At 64.9% G+C, this 16,065-nt stretch carries 13 protein-coding genes; 6 read left to right on the top strand and 7 right to left on the bottom strand.

Going from position 1 to position 16,065, the window contains the following annotated elements:
* Nucleotides 1-6: 6 nt before the first annotated feature.
* Nucleotides 7-2,154, bottom strand: a complete 2,148-nt coding sequence (gene fadB / locus KSS93_RS11865; RefSeq protein WP_217842557.1) for a fatty acid oxidation complex subunit alpha FadB — start codon at nt 2,152-2,154, stop codon at nt 7-9.
* Nucleotides 2,155-2,670: 516 nt separating this feature from the next.
* Entirely contained in the window at nt 2,671-3,108 is a 438-nt protein-coding gene (locus tag KSS93_RS11860; protein WP_217888420.1) for a hypothetical protein, read from the bottom strand.
* Between the two features lie 108 nt (nt 3,109-3,216).
* Here KSS93_RS11860 and KSS93_RS11855 point away from each other — a divergent pair, with 108 nt between their 5' ends.
* Nucleotides 3,217-3,657: a universal stress protein gene (locus KSS93_RS11855; protein WP_217888419.1), complete on the top strand. Its 441-nt coding sequence runs from the start codon at nt 3,217-3,219 to the stop codon at nt 3,655-3,657.
* A gap of 117 nt (nt 3,658-3,774) precedes the next feature.
* Here the strand turns inward: KSS93_RS11855 and KSS93_RS11850 are convergent, their stop codons facing one another.
* The gene (locus KSS93_RS11850; RefSeq protein WP_217888418.1) at nt 3,775-5,706 is read right to left on the bottom strand and encodes an ATP-binding cassette domain-containing protein; all 1,932 of its coding nucleotides are present in this window, start codon (nt 5,704-5,706) and stop codon (nt 3,775-3,777) included.
* A gap of 208 nt (nt 5,707-5,914) precedes the next feature.
* On the opposite strand from KSS93_RS11850, the gene KSS93_RS11845 reads away from it, so the two are divergent.
* On the top strand, nt 5,915-7,843 hold the full coding sequence (locus KSS93_RS11845) for a transglycosylase SLT domain-containing protein (protein WP_217888417.1): 1,929 nt from the start codon (nt 5,915-5,917) through the stop codon (nt 7,841-7,843).
* Nucleotides 7,844-7,900: 57 nt separating this feature from the next.
* Here KSS93_RS11845 and KSS93_RS11840 read toward each other — a convergent pair whose 3' ends face one another.
* Nucleotides 7,901-8,704, bottom strand: coding sequence for an MOSC domain-containing protein (locus KSS93_RS11840; RefSeq protein ID WP_217888416.1), 804 nt, complete (start codon nt 8,702-8,704; stop codon nt 7,901-7,903).
* Between the two features lie 60 nt (nt 8,705-8,764).
* Nucleotides 8,765-9,700: a chemotaxis protein CheV gene (locus KSS93_RS11835; protein WP_217888415.1), complete on the bottom strand. Its 936-nt coding sequence runs from the start codon at nt 9,698-9,700 to the stop codon at nt 8,765-8,767.
* A gap of 352 nt (nt 9,701-10,052) precedes the next feature.
* Here KSS93_RS11835 and KSS93_RS11830 point away from each other — a divergent pair, with 352 nt between their 5' ends.
* The 3 genes from KSS93_RS11830 to KSS93_RS11820 all read left to right on the top strand — a co-directional run bounded on the left by KSS93_RS11830 (nt 10,053) and on the right by KSS93_RS11820 (nt 12,482).
* On the top strand, nt 10,053-10,562 hold the full coding sequence (locus KSS93_RS11830; RefSeq protein WP_217888414.1) for a histidine kinase: 510 nt from the start codon (nt 10,053-10,055) through the stop codon (nt 10,560-10,562).
* Between the two features lie 374 nt (nt 10,563-10,936).
* A complete protein-coding gene (locus KSS93_RS11825) occupies nt 10,937-11,833 on the top strand; it encodes a sensor histidine kinase (RefSeq protein ID WP_217888413.1) in 897 nt (298 codons plus the stop codon).
* The gene (locus KSS93_RS11820; RefSeq protein ID WP_217888412.1) at nt 11,823-12,482 is read left to right on the top strand and encodes a response regulator; all 660 of its coding nucleotides are present in this window, start codon (nt 11,823-11,825) and stop codon (nt 12,480-12,482) included. Before KSS93_RS11825 ends, KSS93_RS11820 begins: the two co-directional genes overlap by 11 nt.
* On the opposite strand, the gene yegS is transcribed toward KSS93_RS11820, so the two are convergent.
* Nucleotides 12,466-13,353 carry a lipid kinase YegS gene (gene yegS, locus KSS93_RS11815; RefSeq protein ID WP_217888411.1) on the bottom strand — a complete coding sequence of 296 codons (888 nt, stop codon included), beginning with the start codon at nt 13,351-13,353 and terminating at the stop codon, nt 12,466-12,468. The genes KSS93_RS11820 and yegS overlap by 17 nt on opposite strands.
* Nucleotides 13,354-13,644: 291 nt before the next feature.
* Here yegS and KSS93_RS11810 point away from each other — a divergent pair, with 291 nt between their 5' ends.
* Nucleotides 13,645-14,880 carry a glycosyltransferase family 4 protein gene (locus tag KSS93_RS11810; RefSeq protein WP_217888410.1) on the top strand — a complete coding sequence of 412 codons (1,236 nt, stop codon included), beginning with the start codon at nt 13,645-13,647 and terminating at the stop codon, nt 14,878-14,880.
* Here the strand turns inward: KSS93_RS11810 and KSS93_RS11805 are convergent.
* Nucleotides 14,869-16,056, bottom strand: a complete 1,188-nt coding sequence (locus tag KSS93_RS11805) for a molybdopterin molybdotransferase MoeA (protein ID WP_217888715.1) — start codon at nt 16,054-16,056, stop codon at nt 14,869-14,871. The genes KSS93_RS11810 and KSS93_RS11805 overlap by 12 nt on opposite strands.
* Between the last annotated feature and the right edge of the window lie 9 nt (nt 16,057-16,065).

Genomic DNA, 16,065 nt, shown 5'->3' with positions numbered 1-16,065 from the left:
GGGCGCTCAGTTGAAGAAGCGCTGGCCGTTCTTGGCCATTTCGCGCAGCTTCGCAGTGGGGTGGTACAGCGGCCCCAGGTCGGCGTATTGGTCGGCCAGTGCAACGAACTCGGCGACCCCGATCGAATCGATGTAGCGCAGCGCGCCACCGCGGAACGGAGGGAAACCAATACCGTAGACCAGGCCCATGTCGGCTTCGGCTGCGGTCTCGACGATGCCGTCTTCCAGGCAGCGCACGGTCTCCAGGCACAGCGGCACCATCATCCAGTTGATGATGTCCTCGTCAGTGACTTCACGCTGCTCGAAGACCACCGGCTTGAGCACGTCCAGCACGGTGGCGTCGAAGACTTTCTTCGGCTTGCCGCGCTTGTCGGTCTCGTAGGCGTAGAAGCCCTTGCCGTTCTTCTGGCCCAGGCGGTTGGCCTCGTACAGGGCGTCGACGGCCGAGCGGCGGTCGTCCTTCATGCGGTCCGGGAAGCCTTCGGCCATCACGTCGCGGCCGTGGTGGCCGGTGTCGATGCCGACCACGTCCATCAGGTAGGCCGGGCCCATGGGCCAGCCGAACTTCTCCATCACCTTGTCGATGCGTACGAAGTCGACACCGGCACTGACCAGCTTGGCGAAGCCGCCGAAGTACGGGAACAGCACGCGGTTGACCAAGAAGCCCGGGCAGTCGTTGACCACGATCGGGTTCTTGCCCATTTTCTTGGCGTAGGCCACGGTGGTGGCAACCGCCACTTCACTGGACTTCTCGCCACGGATCACTTCCACCAACGGCATCATGTGCACCGGGTTGAAGAAGTGCATGCCGACGAAGTTTTCCGGGCGCTTGAGTGCCTTGGCCAGCAGGTTGATCGAGATGGTCGAGGTGTTGGAGGCGAGGATCGCGTTCTCGTTCACCTGCCCTTCCACCTCAGCCAGCACGGCTTGCTTGACCTTCGGGTTCTCGACCACGGCCTCGACGACGATATCGACGTTGGCGAAGTCGCCGTAGGACAGGGTCGGGCGGATGGCGTTGAGCGCCTCGGCCATCTTGGCCGGGGTCAGGCGGCCCTTCTCCACACGGTTGCCGAGCAGCTTGGAGGCCTCGTTCAGGCCCAGCTGGATGGCTTGCTCACGGATATCCTTCATCAGGATCGGGGTGCCCTTGACCGCCGACTGGTAGGCGATGCCGCCACCCATGATGCCGGCGCCGAGCACGGCGGCCTGCTTCACGTCGTGGGCGATCTCGTCGTGGGCCTTGGCCTTGCGCTTGAGCTCCTGGTCGTTCAGGAACAGGCCGATCAGGCTTTGCGCAACCGAGGTCTTGGCCAGCTTGGCAAAGCCTGCGGCTTCGACTTCCAGGGCCTTGTCACGGCCGAAGTTGGCGGCCTTCTGGATGCTCTTGATGGCTTCGACCGGGGCCGGGTAGTTCGGGCCGGCCTGGCCTGCGACGAAGCCCTTGGCGGTCTCGAAGGCCATCATCTGCTCGATGGCATTGAGCTTGAGCTTCTCAAGCTTGGGCTGACGCTTGGCCTTGTAATCCAGCTCGCCGCTGATGGCGCGCTTGATCAGGTCCAGGGCACCGGCCTGCAGCAGCTCGGGGGCCACCACAGCGTCCACGGCGCCGACTTTGAGGGCGTCTTCGGCGCGGTTTTCCTTGCCCGAAGCGATCCACTCGATGGCGTTGTCCGAGCCGACCAGGCGCGGCAGGCGCACGGTACCGCCGAAGCCTGGGTAGATGCCCAGCTTGACTTCCGGCAGGCCGATCTTGGCGCTGCTGGACATGACCCGGTAGTCCGCCGCCAGGCACATTTCCAGGCCGCCACCCAAGGCGATGCCGTTGATGGCCGCGACGGTCGGCACTTCGAGGTCTTCGAAGGCATTGAAGATGCGGTTGGCTTCCAGGTTGCCGGCAACCAGTTCGGCCTCGGGCAGCTTGAAGTTGTCGACGAATTCGGTGATGTCGGCGCCGACGATGAACACGTCCTTGCCGCTGCTGACGATCACGCCCTTGACCGAAGCGTCGGCCTGGATGGCGGCGACGGCTTCACGCAGTTCGTTGAGCGTGAGGCGGTTGAACTTGTTGACGGACTCACCCTTGAGGTCGAACTTCAGTTCGACAATGCCGCTTTCAAGAGCCTTAACCGTGATGGCTTTACCTTCGTAAATCATCAACTGATCTCCACGATATGGAAGCTGAACTGTACACGCCGATCGCTGGCGCAAGTGCCGGACTACCGGTCACTTGTCGCAGGCACACCCGTCGGCGGGCTGGTCGGGATGCTGTAAGAGCGATCTGACATACAAACGCTCAATTCATACGCCCGTTTGATTTGGGTGTGCACACATTCTCCGAAATGATCGGCGTTGTCAAATGCTCGCGAACACCCTGAAAACGCGACTTTCCAGTCATGTTGTACTCCTCGGGTATGAAACATGATGACAGTGATCGCCGATCATTCATGTCAGCCATAAGCCATGGGCCGGCGCTTGCGCCTGGATTTTTTTAAACGCGCGCGCCGCCAGTGGCTACACTGGCAACCACTGCACCCGTTTCCGGCCTGCCTGGCCTTTTCTGCGCAAGCAGAACGCATAGCGGCGCGCAGGAGCCCTTCAGCTCCTGCGCGCCGCTATGTCGTTGTGGGGTGGGGGTTTGGGCCAACCTGGGCGGCTTTGCGGCCCCGGCATTCAGGCCAGGGTGTCGAGGGCGTAGGCAATATCCTGCAACACAGCCATTTCACCGCGCTCACTCCAGTACAGGGCGATCATGCGGGTATCGGCTTCGACCTTGTAGACGCTCTCGGGCAGGCGCGCGAACACCTCTGCCAGGCGCGGGTCGGCGCAGGCTTCGCGCCACTGGTTGCACCAAACGCCGGGGCTGACCTGCCAGTAACACCAGCTGTCGTCACGGCCCTTGCTCCGGGCGCGATGGTACTGCGGGCACGGGCTTGGCGGCTCCTTTTCCAGCCAGTGCGGCCACTGCTGCGGGGCCAGTTGCATAGCCAGCCCCATGCGCCGCCCTTCAAGGCGCAGGCTCATCTGCTGGCTCTGTTTGCGCGACGGGCGCAGCCAGGCCAGCGGGCTCAAAACCACCGCAAGGATTGACACAACCAGCCATACCGTCATATCTGTAGACCTATAAAGCGTTGCAAATGAGCGGGTTACTCGGTTTCACGCAAGGCCCGAGCGAAAGCGACCATACTTCTACTATCGCGATTGTCAGGAGTACTGCACATGTCTTATGAACATCTTCTGGTCGCCGTCGACCTGACCGAAGAATGCGACCCGGTGATCAAGCGCGCCAAGGCCATTGCCTTGGCCAGCGGCGCCAAGGTTTCCCTGGTGCATATCGTCGAACCCATGGCCATGGCCTTTGGCGGCGACGTGCCGATGGACCTGTCGCAGTTGCAGCAGCAGCAGTTCGACCAGGCCAAGGAACGCATGGACCGGCTGTTTGCCAAGTACCCGGACATCAACCGCGGCGACTCGCACCTGGTCTACGGCCAGCCGCGCCAGGAAATCCACCAGCTGGCCAAGGACCAGAAGTGCGACCTGATCGTGGTCGGCAGCCATGGTCGCCACGGCCTGGCGCTGTTGCTGGGCTCCACCGCCAATGATGTGCTGCACGGCGCGCCATGCGATGTGCTGGCGGTGCGACTGCAGAAGAAAGAGTGATTTGATCTGCAAGGGCCCCTTCGCGGGCAAGCCCGCTCCCACAGGACCCCACCAATCTTCAGGCCAGTGGGCTACCTGTGGGAGCGGGCTTGCCCGCGAAGAGGCCGGCAGTCCTGATCAACCTTCCAGCTCGGCCCAGCGCTCTACCAGTACATCCAGCTCACCCTGCAGCTTCTCGATCTTGGCCAGCACCGCCGAAGTTTCGGCAATCGGCCGCTGATAGAAGCCCGCAGCGCTGACTTCTTCCTGCGCCTCGGCCATGCGCTGCTCCAGTGCGTCGATCTGCCCTGGCAGCATTTCCAGCTCGCGCTGCAGCTTGTAGCTGAGCTTCTTCTTGCTGGCATCGGCCTGCGGCGCAGCGGCGGCAACCGGCTCAACCTCCTCCACCGGCTTTGCCACCACAGCACTGTTGAGCTCGGATTTGCCGCCCTTGCTCTCGGTCACGCCCAGCAGCTTCGGCGAGCCGCCTTGGCGAATCCAGTCCTCGTAACCTCCGACGTACTCGCGCACGCGGCCCTCGCCTTCGAACACCAGGGTGCTGGTGACCACGTTGTCGAGGAAGGCCCGGTCGTGGCTGACCATCAGCACCGTGCCCTTGTAGTTGGACAACACTTCTTCGAGCAGCTCGAGGGTCTCGACGTCGAGGTCGTTGGTCGGTTCGTCCAGCACCAGCAGGTTGGCCGGCTTGCTGAACAGCTTGGCCAGCAGCAGGCGCGCACGCTCACCGCCAGACAGCGCCTTGACCGGCGTGCGCGCGCGCTGCGGGCTGAACAGGAAATCACCCAGGTAGCTGAGCACGTGGCGGTTCTGCCCTTCGATCTCGATAAAGTCGCGGCCTTCGGCGAGGTTGTCGATCACCGTCTTTTCGAGGTCGAGCTGGTGACGCATCTGGTCGAAGTAGGCGACCTCGAGCTTGGTGCCGCGCTCGACCTTGCCGGAGGTCGGCTCCAGGTCGCCCAGCATCAGCTTGAGCAGCGTGGTCTTGCCGGTGCCGTTGGCACCCAGCAGGCCGATACGGTCCTGGCGCTGCAGCACCATCGAGAAATCCTTGACCAGCTTCGGCCCGCCCTGGTGAGCGAAGCTGACGTCTTCGAGCACCATGACCTGCTTGCCGGACTTGTCGGCCACTTCGATCTGGATATTGGCCTTGCCCTGGCGCTCGCGACGCTCGCCACGCTCTACGCGCAGCGCCTTGAGCGCACGCACGCGGCCTTCGTTGCGGGTACGGCGGGCCTTGATGCCCTGGCGAATCCACACTTCCTCTTGCGCCAGGCGCTTGTCGAACAGCGCATTGGCGGTGGCTTCGGCGGCCAGTTCGGCCTCCTTGTGCACCAGGAAGCTGGCGTAGTCACCGTTCCAGTCGATCAGCCCGCCGCGGTCCAGCTCAAGAATGCGGGTGGCCAGGTTCTGCAGGAACGAGCGGTCGTGGGTGATGAACAGCACCGCGCCACCAAAGCCCTTGAGCGCCTCTTCCAGCCAGGCGATGGCACCGATGTCCAGGTGGTTGGTCGGCTCGTCCAGCAGCAGCAGGTCAGGCTCGGACACCAGCGCCTGGGCCAGCAGCACGCGGCGGCGCCAGCCACCGGACAGCTCGGCCAGGGTCTTGTCGGCCGGCAGTTGCAGGCGGCTCAGGGTGCTCTCGACCACCTGCTGCAGGCGCCAGCCGTCGCGGGCTTCCAGCTCGTGCTGCACGTGCATGAGTTTTTCCAGGTCTTCATCGCCCTGGATGTTCTGGCTCAGGTGGTGGAACTGCGCCAGCAACTCGCCGACGCCGTCCAGGCCCGCGGCCACCACGTCGAATACCGAGCGCGAGTCGGCCACCGGCAGCTCCTGCGGCAATTCGCCGATCTTCAAGCCCGGGGCGCGCCAGATATCGCCGTCGTCGGCCTTCTGCTCGCCCTTGACCAGGCGCAGCATGCTCGACTTGCCAGTGCCGTTGCGGCCGATGATGCACACCCGCTCGCCACGGGCGATCTGCCAGGAAACCTTGTCCAGCAGCGGCATCGCGCCGAATGCAAGGGACACATCGCTGAATTTGAGCAGGGTCATGATCGTCTCCAAAAACCGGGCGCGCATTCTACCTGACTTGCACCGCCTCGGCATCAGCCGAACGCCGCCGGCCTGCCGGGCGAGGCATTACAACCCGATACAAGCACAGTGCTTTCACCGCTCCCCGGCAAACGGCTAAGCTAGGCAGTAATACCCCACAGTGTTGGCTTCGCCGTCACTCTCTATGGTTCAACTGCCCGGACGTATCATGCGCAGCCGCCTGTTACAACTTGCTTCCTGCCTGCTGCTCACCGCCACCGCCGCGAGTGCCGCACACGCCGTCGACCTCACCCAGCAACGCCAGTACTACGATGAAGCCAAGCGCGCGCTGGCCAAGGGCGACAAGGGCCCGTACCTGCGTTACGCCCAGGCGCTGCGCGATTACCCGCTGACGCCGTACCTCACCTACGACGAACTGACCGCCCGGCTCAAGAGCGCCAGCAACGAGGAAATCGAAGGTTTCCTCGCCCAGCATGGCGACCTGCCCCAGGCCAACTGGATGAAACTGCGCTGGTTGCGCTGGCTGGCCGAACGCGGCGAGTGGAACACCTTCGTCAAGTACTACGACCCCAAGCTCAACTTCACCGAACTGGACTGCCTCAACGGCCAGTATCAGCTCACCCATGGCCTGCGCGCCGAAGGCTTTGCCACCGCGCAAAAACTGTGGAACGTCGGCAAATCGCAACCGGCGGCCTGCGACACCCTGTTCGCCTTGTGGGCCGCCGAAGGCCAGCTGACCGAGGCCAAGCGCTGGGAGCGCGCCAAGCTCGCCGCCCAGACGCGCAACTACAGCCTGGCCGGCAACCTGGTGAAAACCCTGACCACCCTCGCCCCCCAGGGCAAGCTGTTGCTGGACGTTGCGCAAAAGCCCGAGCTGCTCAACCAGCCATCGCGCTTCATGCCGGTCAGCGAGGCGATGTCCGATGTGGTCAGCCTGGGCCTGCGCCGCCTCGCCCGGCAGAACCCGGAGCAGGCTATGGCGCTGCTCGACGACTATGCCTCGCGCATGCACTTCAGCCGCGACGAGAAAGTCGCCATCGCCCGCGAGATCGGCCTCACCCTGGCCCGGCGCTACGACCCGCGCGCCCTCGACCTGATGACCCGCTACGACCCGGAGCTGCGCGACAACACGGTGAGCGAATGGCGCATGCGCCTGCTGCTGCGCCTGGGCCGCTGGCAGGACGCCTACGAGCTGAGCAAGCGCCTTCCCCAGGACTTGGCCGGCAGCAGCCGCTGGAAGTACTGGCAGGCGCGCAGCCTGGAGCTGGCCCAACCGAACAACCCGCAGGTTTCGCCACTGTACAAAACCGTCGCGCGTGAACGTGACTTCTACGGCTTCCTCGCCGCCGACCGGGTGCAAACGCCTTATCAACTGAACAACAAGCCACTGCTGCTGAGCCCGCAACTGGTAGCCAAGGTGCGCAACACCCCAGGCATCCGCCGCGCCCTGGAATTCCACGCCCGTGGCCAGGTAGTCGAGGGCCGGCGCGAGTGGTACCACGTCAGCCGCCATTTCAACCGCGACGAAATGGTCGCCCAGGCCCGCCTGGCCTACGACATGCGCTGGTACTTCCCGGCCATCCGCACCATCAGCCAGGCGCAGTACTGGGACGACCTGGACATCCGCTTCCCGATGGCCTACCGCGACACTCTGGTGCGCGAAGCCAAGGTCCGTGGCCTGCATTCGAGCTGGGTGTTCGCCATCACCCGCCAGGAGAGCGCCTTCATGGAAGACGCCCGCTCCGGCGTCGGCGCCAGCGGCCTGATGCAGCTGATGCCGGCCACCGCCAAGGAAACCGCACGCAAGTTCAGCATCCCCCTGGCCTCGCCGGCCCAGGTGCTCAACCCGGACAAGAACATCCAGCTCGGCGCCGCCTACCTGAGCCAGGTGCACAGCCAGTTCAACGGCAACCGCGTGCTGGCCTCGGCCGCCTACAACGCCGGCCCCGGCCGCGTGCGCCAGTGGCTCAAGGGTGCCAAGCACCTGAGTTTCGATGTGTGGGTCGAGTCGATCCCGTTCGACGAGACGCGCCAGTACGTGCAGAACGTACTGTCGTATTCGGTCATCTACGGGCAGAAGCTCAATTCACCGCAGCCGCTGGTGGATTGGCATGAGCGCTATTTCGACGATATGTAGCAACCGGGCGCCACGCCCACTGCAGGAGCCGGCAAGCCGGCTCCTGCAGTGGGCACCTCACTCCAGTACCTCTACCGCCATCCCCACCTGCAGCTCCCCTTCCCCGTCCACTGCCAGGTTTTGCCCGAACAGCACATCGCCCTCTTTCTCGCGGAAGGTCTTGAGCGTGGTCAACGGCTCGCGGTCCGGGCTGCGCTCGCCGGTGGCCGGGTCAAGGGTGGTGAGGATGCAGCGCACGCTGGGCTTGAGTACACGCAAGGTCATCGCGCCGATGCGGATGCGCTTCCACTGGTCCTCAGCGAAGGCCTCGGCCCCTTCCACCACCAAGTTCGGGCGAAACCGCAGCATCTGCATGGGGCGCCCGACCCGCCGGCTCAGTTCATCCAGCGAGGCCTGGCCAATCAACAGCAGCGGGAAGCCGTCGGGAAACGCCGCACGGTCGCTGGCCAGCCCATAGCCGCTGGGCAGGTAGCGCGCCCGGGGCGCGGGACAGTGCACCAGGCGCACCGGTTTGCCCAGCAACTCGCTGAGCCAGGCGGCCGCCTCGTCGCCGGCATCCGGCACGCGCAAGGTGTCGCGCCAGATCGTCACCCCGCGCAGCGCCTCGTCGGCAGGCGGCACCGCCACCTGCAAGGGCGCCCGGCCGGCTGCGGCCAACAGCAGCGAGCCGTCGGCCAGGTAATCGGCGTGGATCAAGCCAAGCCCGGTCCAGGCACGCTGGGTAAGAAAGCGACCGTTGTCAGCCTCCACCACCATCCAGCGCCGGTCGCCCTCAAGCCCCATGCTGCCTACCGCACAAGCCTGCAGGCTTTGCGCCTGCACCGACTTCACCGGGTATCGATACAGCGCGCTCAGAATCATTCCCTGCCCACCCAGTGCCGGTAAAAAACCAAGCTTATACCGCGCACCGGCGTTCAGGTATCAGGCCGTGGTCTGCAGCATGTTCAAGCGCTGGCGCACCACTTCGACCAAACGGTCGGGCTGGAACTTGGAAAGGAAGTTGTCGCAACCGACCTTCTTCACCATCGAGTCGTTGAAACTGCCCGAAAGCGAAGTGTGCAACACCACGTAAAGGCTGCGCAGGCGCGGGTCGTTGCGAATTTCGGTGGTCAGCCGGTAGCCGTCCATTTCGGGCATTTCGGCATCGGTGAAGACCATCAGCAGCTTCTCGCACACGTCCTCGCCGGCATCGGCCCAGCTCTTGAGCAGGCGCAGTGCCTTGAGGCCATCGCTGGCCACGTGCAGCTTCAGGCCCAGTTGCGAGAGGGTGTCGCGCAACTGCGCCAGGGCTACCGTGGAGTCGTCCACCAGCAGCACCTCACGCCCGCGGGCACGCGCCAGCACCGGGTCTTCGAGCTTGTCGCGGGATACCTTGGCGCTGTAGGGCACGATTTCGGCCAACACCTTTTCCACGTCGATGATCTCGACCAGCTTCTCGTCCACCTTGGTGATGGCGGTGAGGTAGTGCTGGCGGCCGGCGCTGGTAGGCGGCGGCATGATCGCTTCCCAGTTCATGTTGACGATGCGGTCCACACCGCCCACCAGGAAGGCCTGCACCGAGCGGTTGTACTCGGTGACGATGATGGTGCTGTCCGGGCCCGGTTGCAGCGGGCGCATGCCGATTGCCTGGGACAGGTCGATCACCGGCAAGGTCTGGCCGCGCAGGTTGACCACGCCGCACACATAGGAGTGGCGCTGAGGCATCAGGGTCAGCTTGGGCAGCTGCAGAACTTCCTGCACCTTGAACACGTTGATCGCGAACAGTTGCCGGCCAGCCAGGCGGAACATGAGAATTTCCAGGCGGTTCTCACCCACCAGTTGCGTACGTTGGTCTACCGTATCGAGAATGCCGGCCATTAGGAAAACCCCCAGGCTTTAGTCGGAAAAATGAGTTGCATCAACCCTGTATCGGCGGATACTGGCGCAGCTTGACCCCTTGTGGAAAAAGCTGTCGGGGGTGATTGATATCACTTTACCATCATGCTTTACTGCTGCCACTTCCCTCCCGTTCGCCGCCCTGGCTGAACACCAAACCCCGAAGGCCCATCAGGGAAACCCCTAGAGGCAATCGGGTGCAACCTGATGTTCGCAATATCCATTAGCCATTAATGTGACGCCATTCTCAATGCATGAACGGAGTCAGGCTTTTGTCAGCGATCGCTTCGGTGTGGCCCACCCCTGCTCCCGCCCTGTGCGGCGGAGTGACATGATGGACAACACAGCCCTGCCGAACGGGACGTTGCAGGACTTTCTGCTGGATGCGCAGGTCTTGCTCAGCGGCGCCCAGGAGTGCCTGCAGCATCTGGAACTGATCGGCAACGACCCCGATGCCTGCCTGTGCCTGGACGAAACCCTCGATACCCTGGCCCAGCGCTGCGACAAGCTTGCGCTGATTGAAGTAGCGCAGTTCACCCGCACCCTCCAGCAACTGCTGGCCCCGGCCTGCGGCCGCCAACGCCTGGAAGGCGCGGCGCTGCCGGTGCTCGGCGCCTGCCTCACCCTACTGGCCTGGCAACTGGAACTGCTCGACCCGCAGACCGGCCGCCTGGGCATGGACATCGAAGAGCAGCAGGCGTTGCTCAACGAACTGGCCGACCTGCTTGGCCAGCCAAAGCCGCAAACGTGTGCGCCTTGCCAGACGCTTGGCGGTACCTGCACCCATGGCCACGCTCAGCCGGCGTCGCAGCACCGCCAGCCAACAGCGGGCAACAGCAACTAACGTTTCAAGGGCCGCACACGCAAACTAACCCCCTCTGGAACTTGCAAAGTTGGACAAGTTTTTATCCACATCTTTTGCAGGGTTCTTAGTTAGTTGCCAGGGCAGGAATCGAATGCCCGCACAATAATGGCACGGTGCCACTTATGCGCGCATTACGAGGCTTGATGAAGCCCCCGAAAATCCTAGGTTTCAAGCAGTTAAGCTTCGCGACCAAAGCGGCCCGAAGTGTTAAGATGCGCTCATTCGAACATGCGCACCGTTAATATTTGGTCGATTGGACACGAGCCGGTGCGTGATAAAATCCCGGGGCGCCCGATCATCTGTTAGTCATGTGCCATGCCTTCAACAGCAATCATTCAGTGGCTTCCCTATCTATGCTTGAACGCTTGAAGACTCTCCGGCGTTGCCACTCCAAGGCTGCCCTGTTCCGTTGGGCAACCATGGCGCTGTGCCTGGCTTCACTGGCAGCCAACCTGATTCTCTACCTGCGCACCCAGCCGCTGTCGGCCAGCCTGTTGCTGCTGCAACTGGCGGCCATGATCAGCGTCGGCTGGCACCTGCGCCACCGGGCACGCTCCATCAGCCTGCGCCCGGCAGAGCTGGCCACGCGCATGCTCAAAGTGCAGGAAAGCGAACGCCAGCGCCTGAGCCGCGAACTGCATGACGACATCGGCCAACTGCTCACCGCCGCCAAGCTGCAGGTCGACTGGCTGCAGCGGCGCGTGCCGGCGGAGTTGCAGGCGCATTGCACAACCTTGCGCGGCACCCTCGAGCAAACCCTGGGCAACGTGCGCGATGTATCCGCCCTGTTGAATCCGCGCCAACTGGCCAGCCTGGGCCTGGAAGCCAGCCTGCGTGAACACCTGCTGCGCACCCTGGCCAACAGCGGCATCCATTGGAGCCTGGACTGCAACCAACGCCTGGGCGGCATCAGCGATGACGTGACCATGGCCGCGTTCCGTATAACCCAGGAAGCCGTCACCAACGTGCTGCGCCACGCCCAGGCCGGCAACCTGGTGGTGCGCCTGCAGCGCACACCGGCCGGCCTTGCCTTGTCGATCCACGATGACGGCTGCGGCTTCTCCCCCGCCGGCGACCCTGCCGAGGCCGGCCAACGCGGCATGGCCGGCATGCATGAACGTGCCACCGCCTTGCAAGGCAGCCTGACCGTGGTCAGCCAGCCTGGCCAAGGCACCCAGATCGACGCCCTGTTCCCATGGCCGCCCCGCAGCCAGGAACGCGCCAGGACCCCTGCACCCGATGACTTGTAGACTATTGCTGGTGGACGACCACTCCCTGATTCGCGCAGGCGTCAGGGCACTGGTATCGGACATTCCCGGATACACCGTGGTTGGGGAGGCCGAAGACGGCGCCCAACTGCTCGAACAGGTAGCAAGCCTGGCCCCAGATATCATCCTGCTGGACATCTCCATGCGTTCCACCAGCGGCCTGGACGCACTCACCCAGCTGCGTGCCAGCGGTTGCACCAGCAAGGTGCTGATGCTGTCGATGCACACCGACCCGGAGCTGATCATGCGCGCGCTGGAAAGCGGCGCCCATGGCTACCTGCTCAAGGACACCACCGCCACCGAGCTGGAACAGGCCTTGAGCGCCCTGCGCAGCAATGAGCGCTATCTCAGCCCGGCCATTGCCCACACCGTGATCAACCAGGCCCTGCAGCGCGCGCAAAACACCAAGGTGGCCGGTGACGAGCGCCACAACCTCACCGCCCGCCAGCTGGAGATCCTGCGCCTGATCGTGCGCGGCAAGTCCACCCGGGAAATCGCCAGCGGCCTGGGCCTGTCGATCAAGACCGTCGAGACCCACCGCTCGCAGATCATGAAGCGCCTGCAGATCTACGATGTGGCCGGCCTGGTGCTGTTCGCGGTGCGCGAGAAGATCATCAGCCTGGATGACTGAGCAGCGGCGAATCGGCGGGCAGGTGTACCCGCAGCACCTTCGGTAGCGCCTCGAAGCGCAGGCTGTCGGCCTGCAAGGGTTCGCCGTCGAGGTTGATGTCCAGCCCCTGCGAGCTCTTGATCTCGACCCACGGCAGGCGCGCCCGCACGAACAGCTCCTCACCGGCCAGCAGGCCGCGCAGTGCGCCGACCATCTCTTGCGGCGCCGGCAGGATGCCGATATCCAGCAGGCCGTCGTCGGCCTTGGCCTCTGGGCACAGAATATGCCCGCCACCGGCCTGCCGGCCGTTGCCGATACCCAGTGCCAGCAAATTGCCCTGCCACTGTAAGCCAGGCCCCTGCAGCTCCACCGAGGCGCTTTGCAGCTCGCTGAAGCGTGACAGCCCGGTGAACAGGTAGGCCGCGGCGCCCAGCACCTTTTTCAGGTCTTCGGAAGTATTGGCCGTGACCTGGCTGCCAAAGCCGCCGGTGGCCATGTTCAGGAACAGTTGGTCCCCTACCCGGCCCAGGTCAATCGGCCGCGCCGGCTGCTCCAGCAATGCCAGCGCCGCCGCCGGCTCCAGCGGTACCGTCGCGGCCTTGGCGAAATCGTTGGCAGTGCCCAGCGGCAACAACACCAGGCTAGCCTCCGCTTGCGCCTGGGCCAGGGCCTCGGCCACATCGCGCAGGGTGCCATCACCCCCGCCGGCCACCACATGGGGGTAGCCCGCTGCCAGCGCCTCGCCCACCAGGCGCTGTGCATCCCCTGCTTCCCAGGTCAGCCGTACATCGAGTTGCCAGCCGCGCTCGCGCAAATCGCCCACGGCGGCCCGCACCTCGTCGTTGGTGGCTTGCTTGCCATGCAGGATCAGCAGTGCCTTGCGCTCAGCCATCGTCGTTCTCCGTGAAAATGCCCTGTGGCTATCTCGACCATTTCGATGGGCGAATTGCTCCCTGGCCCTGCACAAATTCACACAGCCCTGCAGGAGCGGCCGTGTGTCGCGAAAGGGCCGCTCCTTCAGGGGCATGCCACAGCTGCCATGCCCGTTGCCTGCCAAACGGCCTGGGCGCGCCAGCCATCGTGGGCTTTACTCATACCCAAGGACGCGCCCCGGCCCCAGCCTCCCAGGTGAGCTGCCAGCGGATGCGTCGTGCTATCCGGCCGACAGCGAGGATCAAGGGCCATGCGCATTCTCTGGACACTGCCCTACCTGCCTTGGCCCACCACCAGCGGCTGCAAGACCCGGCAATACCACCTGCTGCGCGAACTGGCCGGGCGCGGGCACCGCATCACCCTGCTAGTGCAGTCCAAGGTGCCGCTCGGCGATGCCGCCCGCGAAGCCCTGGAGCCCCTGCTGGAACGCCTGATCGTGCTACCCCGGCGCGCCGTGCACAGCCCGCTGAACCTGCTGGCCTCGCCGATCATCGACTACCCCATGCGCGCCATCATCAACGGCCTGGCGCCCTGCCTGCGGCACCGTTTCGAGCAGTTGCTGGACGAGCCCTGGGACGTGATCCAGATCGAGCACAGCTACAGCTTCCAGCCGTTCGAAAAGGCCCTGCAGGCGCGCGGTGTGCCCTACATGCTCAGCGAGCACACCCTGGAATCGGTGATGGGCGCTGCCAGCCATGACCGCCTGCCGCTGTGGCTGCGCCCGCTCAACGCCTTCGACCGCTGGCGCTACCGGCGCTGGGAGCAGCGCGTGCTGCGCCAGCCAAGCGAATTGGTAGCGGTCAGCCCGCATGACGCCGAACTGATCGGGCAGATCAGCGGCCGCCCGGTGAACGTGGTGGTCAATGGCGTCGACTGCGAGCACTACCAGGCGGTGCACCCGGCGCTGCACAGCCAGCGCCTGCTGTTCGTCGGCAACTTCGAATACGGCGCCAACCTCGAAGCCATCGAGTGGGCGCTGGAAGACATCCTGCCGCAGGTGTGGCAAAGCAACCCGGCGGTGCGCCTGGCCATCGCCGGGCATGCGCTGCCGGCCAGCTGGAAGCTGCACTGGAACGACCCGCGCATCGAATGGGTAGGCTACCGCCCTGACCTGCGCGAGCTGCAACGGCGCTCGGCGCTGTTCTTCGCGCCGCTGCGCTATGCCGGCGGTTCGAAGGTGAAAATACTTGAAGCCATGGCCGCCGGCCTGCCGGTGATCACTACCAGCAAGGGTGTGTCGGGGCTTGCGGCCAACCGCGGCGAGCATTACCTGGCCAGCGACGACAGTGGCCAGCTGGCACTGCTGCTGACTCAACTGCTCAACCAGCCGGCGCGCATGGCGCAACTTGGCGAAGCCGGGCGCGCATTCGCCCGCCAGCGCCACGACTGGAGCGTGGCTGCCCAGCAACTGGAGAACGTGCACCTGCGCCTCGGCCAGTTGGCGCCGGCCAGCGCCCCGCCACTGGGCGGGGTACTAGCCAAGTAGCTCGCTGAACGGAATAAACGGCACCAGCTCGCCCTGGCCTGGGGTGCTGCCTTCACGCACCTCCACCACACCTTCCGCCCAGGCCGCGCTGCGCAGCACGCCAGAGCTCTGGTTCTTGTAGATGCGTACCCGACCCTCTTCGATACGCGCCCGCAGGTACTCACGACGGTTGCCTGGCTTGGGCCAATCGAAGCCTGCCGGCACGTTGAAGCGCAGCGGCGTGACATCGGCCACGCCCTGGCGGCGCAGCAGGTACGGGCGGGTGAGCAGGCCGAAGGTGACCAGTGTCGAGGCCGGGTTGCCCGGCAGGCCGATCACCGGCACGCCCTGGTAATGGCCGAAGGTCAGCGGCTTGCCTGGCTTGATCGCCAGTTTCCACAGCGCCAGCTCACCTGCTTCACGCAGGGCCAGCCCGAGGTAGTCAGCCTCGCCCACTGAGACGCCGCCGGTGGACAGGATAAGATCGACATCGCCCAGCGCCGCCAGGCACTCACGGGTACGCTGCAGGTCGTCGGCGAGGATGCCGGCATCCACCACCTCGCAGCCCAGGCGCTGCAGCCAGCTGACCAGCAGGCGGCGGTTGCTGTTGTAGATCTGCCCCGGCCCCAGCGGCAACCCAGGCTCGACCAGCTCGTCACCGGTCGATAGCACCGCCACCTTCGGTTTGCGCACCACCTCCAGGCGGGCAACGCCCAGGGTCGCCGCCAGGCCCAGTTCGATCGGGCCCAGCCGGGTACCGGCGCCCAGCACCACTTCGCCGGCGCGGGTCTCCTGGCCCTTGGGGCGCACGTTGCTGTCGAGCGTCAACGGCTCGAGAAAGCGCACCCGGCCGTCTTCCAGCACCTCGGTGTTTTCCTGCATCTCGACGCAGTCGGCGCCCTCGGGCAGCGGCGCGCCGGTGAAGATCCGTGCGCAGGTGCCTGGCTGCAGGGGCGCCGGGGCGTGGCCGGCGAAAATGCGCTGGCTGACCGGCAACGGCTCGCCCTGCCAGTCACCCTGGCGCAGGGCGTAACCGTCCATGGCGCTGTTGGGCCAGGGCGGCAGGTCGAGCCCGGCCACCAGTTCACGGGCCAGCACCCGGCCTTCTGCATCGGCCAGGCCAACGTCTTCGGTTTGCCTGATTGGGGCAGCCTCGGCCAGCGCCAACAGGCGCTCGAGGGCTTCTTCCACCGGCATCAACGGCCG

The sequence above is a fragment of the Pseudomonas xanthosomatis genome, assembly GCF_019139835.1.
Lineage (GTDB): Bacteria > Pseudomonadota > Gammaproteobacteria > Pseudomonadales > Pseudomonadaceae > Aquipseudomonas > Aquipseudomonas fakonensis.
The sequence above is the reverse complement of the archived record's forward strand: the minus strand, read 5'-3'. Positions and strand labels throughout refer to the sequence as shown.